General features: G+C 62.3%; 3 protein-coding genes. All 3 read left to right on the top strand.

Annotation, left to right across the window (positions count from 1 at the left end):
* Positions 1–679, top strand: a 679-nt coding sequence (locus tag VIW95_RS03460; RefSeq protein WP_331584018.1) for a metallopeptidase TldD-related protein, incomplete at its 5' end; no start/stop codon positions are given.
* A 130-nt stretch (positions 680–809) separates the two neighbouring features.
* Positions 810–1,640 carry a Crp/Fnr family transcriptional regulator gene (locus tag VIW95_RS03455; protein WP_331584017.1) on the top strand — a complete coding sequence of 277 codons (831 nt, stop codon included), beginning with the start codon at positions 810–812 and terminating at the stop codon, positions 1,638–1,640.
* Between the two features lie 149 nt (positions 1,641–1,789).
* On the top strand, positions 1,790–2,507 hold a 718-nt coding region (locus tag VIW95_RS03450), incomplete at its 3' end, for a Clp protease N-terminal domain-containing protein (protein ID WP_331584016.1).

Below are 2,507 nucleotides of genomic sequence, written 5' to 3'. Positions count from 1 at the left end.
CGGGGCGCGCAAGATCAAGACGACGCACGCGCCGGTCGTGTTCGATCCCGACATGGCTGCCGGTTTGATTCGATCGATCGTCGGCGCCGCATCGGGGCCCGCACTTTACAAGGGAGCGTCATTCCTGGTCGGGCAATTGGGCAAGACGATTGGCGCTCCCGGCGTCACGATCTTCGACGACGCGCTGATCCCCGGCGGTCTCGGCTCCAAGCCCTTCGATGGCGAGGGCCTGCCGACATCGCGCAAAGCCGTGCTCGACAAAGGCGTGCTTGCGACCTACCTGCTCGACTGCTACTCGGCCCGCAAGCTGGGCCTCTCGCCGACAGGTAACGCCGCACGTTCGGTAGGCGAGTCTCCCAGCGTCTCGACCACCAATCTGTATCTCGAGCCCGGCAGCTATACGCCGGCGCAGATTATCGGCTCGGTGAAGCAGGGGCTGTATCTAACCGAGACCATCGGATTCGGGGTGAACATGGTCACCGGCGACTATTCGCGGGGCGCGGGCGGAATCTGGATTGAGAACGGCGAACTCGCCTATCCGGTGCAGGAGATTACGATCGCTGGCAATCTGAAAGATATGATCGCCGCGGTCGAAATGATCGGCAACGATCTCAACTGGCGCTCGTCCACGGTCGCGCCCACCCTCAAGATTGCCGAGATGACGGTCGCGGGCGCCTGAGGGCGCCTGTCGATAGTTCTTTACCGGTATCCCGCCCCGCGCTTGACCTAGCTTTGCATCTGAGCTAACTCTTTGTAGGGTTTAATTACACACCGGCCGTCATATGGTGCAGCCGACAGGGGAGTTGCCTATGAATCTTCAGGTCTCGGCACAGGCTCAGGAAAGGCTGCTGACGAAGCTCTCATCGATGGGACTTCCGCGCTCCGCAGCGACAACGCTACTCGAGCGGCACATGCTCGTACGCTATCCCAAGGGCGCGGAGCTGTTTACCATGGGCTCTCCCGCCGACGTGGTCTTCGCAGTGCTTACCGGCCTCGTCAAAGTTCACAGCTCGCGTGCGGGCAGCGATCCCGTGTTGGTCGAGATCGCCGGTCCCGGCGACCTCGTCGGATACGCGGATTTTGCCGACGCGGACGGCGAGCGTTCGCAGCTGTTCGAGGCGACCGCGCTGACCAACACTTGCGTAGCGCTGTTCACGCGGCATCAGATCGCTGAAGTGCTCAAGAGCCTCGAGCCCGAAGCGCTGCTCCGGATAACACAAGCGATCAATTCGATGTGGTCTTCGGTGGTTTACCGTTACGCGACGTTTTTGGGAATGTCGCTGCGCAAACGGCTTGAGATTGTTCTCGGCGAATTGGCGGAACGATTCGGCGTGCCTGATTCGCGGGGTACTCTGCTGTTGCCCGAACTCGCGCAGGAAGAACTCGCCGAGATGATCGGCAGTTCCCGTCCGATGGTCAGCAAGCTTCTCACCGAGATGACCGAGCGCGGGGTGCTGATTCGCGAGGGACGCCGCCACATCCTGCTCGCGGCTCCGAAAGCTGCCCATGCCAGCGCCGCCACTGCTTCGCGCGAACCAGGACTGCATCCGGCGTTCGAGCCTGCGCCCGCGGCTACCCGCCGTGTGCGAGCGGACCGCCGTCTGGTGCGCGCGAGCGCGACTCCGATTGTAAATCTCTAGCGGCTTCGCCGCCGATAACAAGTACTGCTGCGCCCGACTGCGATTCTCACAGTCGGGCGCAGCTTTGATCCTCGACGCCGAACGGTCGATTTCGCTTTTGCCCTCAGCAGGAAAGTGATTAGCTTTTATTAAGGCGCACCGACGATCACATGAACGCCAACCGATTCACTGAGAAACTTCAGGAGGCACTCGGGCGTGCGCAGAACGCCGCCCTCAGCGCGCATAACCAGGCCGTTGACGTCGAGCATTTGCTTGCCTCTCTGCTCGAAGACAACGAAGGCCTGGCCTCGTCGATTCTGAAGCTCACTGGTGTCGATCGCGACGCGGTGAGCCGCAAGCTCGGCGCTGAACTCGCCAAAATTCCGCACGTAACGGGAGGCGGTGCTGACAGCGGACAGATCTACGCGGCGCAGCGTCTGGGTCGCGTGCTCGCGCGCGCCGAGCAGGAGGCGGGCAAGCTCAAGGACGAGTACGTCTCGGTCGAACACGTGTTGATCGCGATGCTCGATGAACCGGGCCCCGCTTCGAAGATTCTGCGCGAGGCGGGATTGACGCACGACAAGCTGATGGCGGTGCTCAAGAAGGTGCGGGGCAACCAGCGCGTCACCTCGTCGAATCCCGAGGCGACCTACCAGTCGCTCGAGAAATACGGCCGCGACCTGACCAAGCTCGCATCGGCCGGCAAAATCGATCCGGTGATAGGACGCGACGAGGAAATTCGCCGCGTCATCCAGGTCCTCTCGCGCCGCACCAAGAACAATCCTGTCCTGATCGGCGAGCCGGGCGTCGGCAAGACTGCAATCGTCGAGGGTCTCGCGCGGCGGATCGTCGCCGGCGACGTGCCCGAAGGAATCAAGAATCGCAAGC

The organism is Binatus sp. (SeqCode), assembly GCF_036522015.1.
GTDB lineage: Bacteria > Desulfobacterota > Binatia > Binatales > Binataceae > Binatus.
The sequence above is the reverse complement of the archived record's forward strand: the minus strand, read 5'-3'. Positions and strand labels throughout refer to the sequence as shown.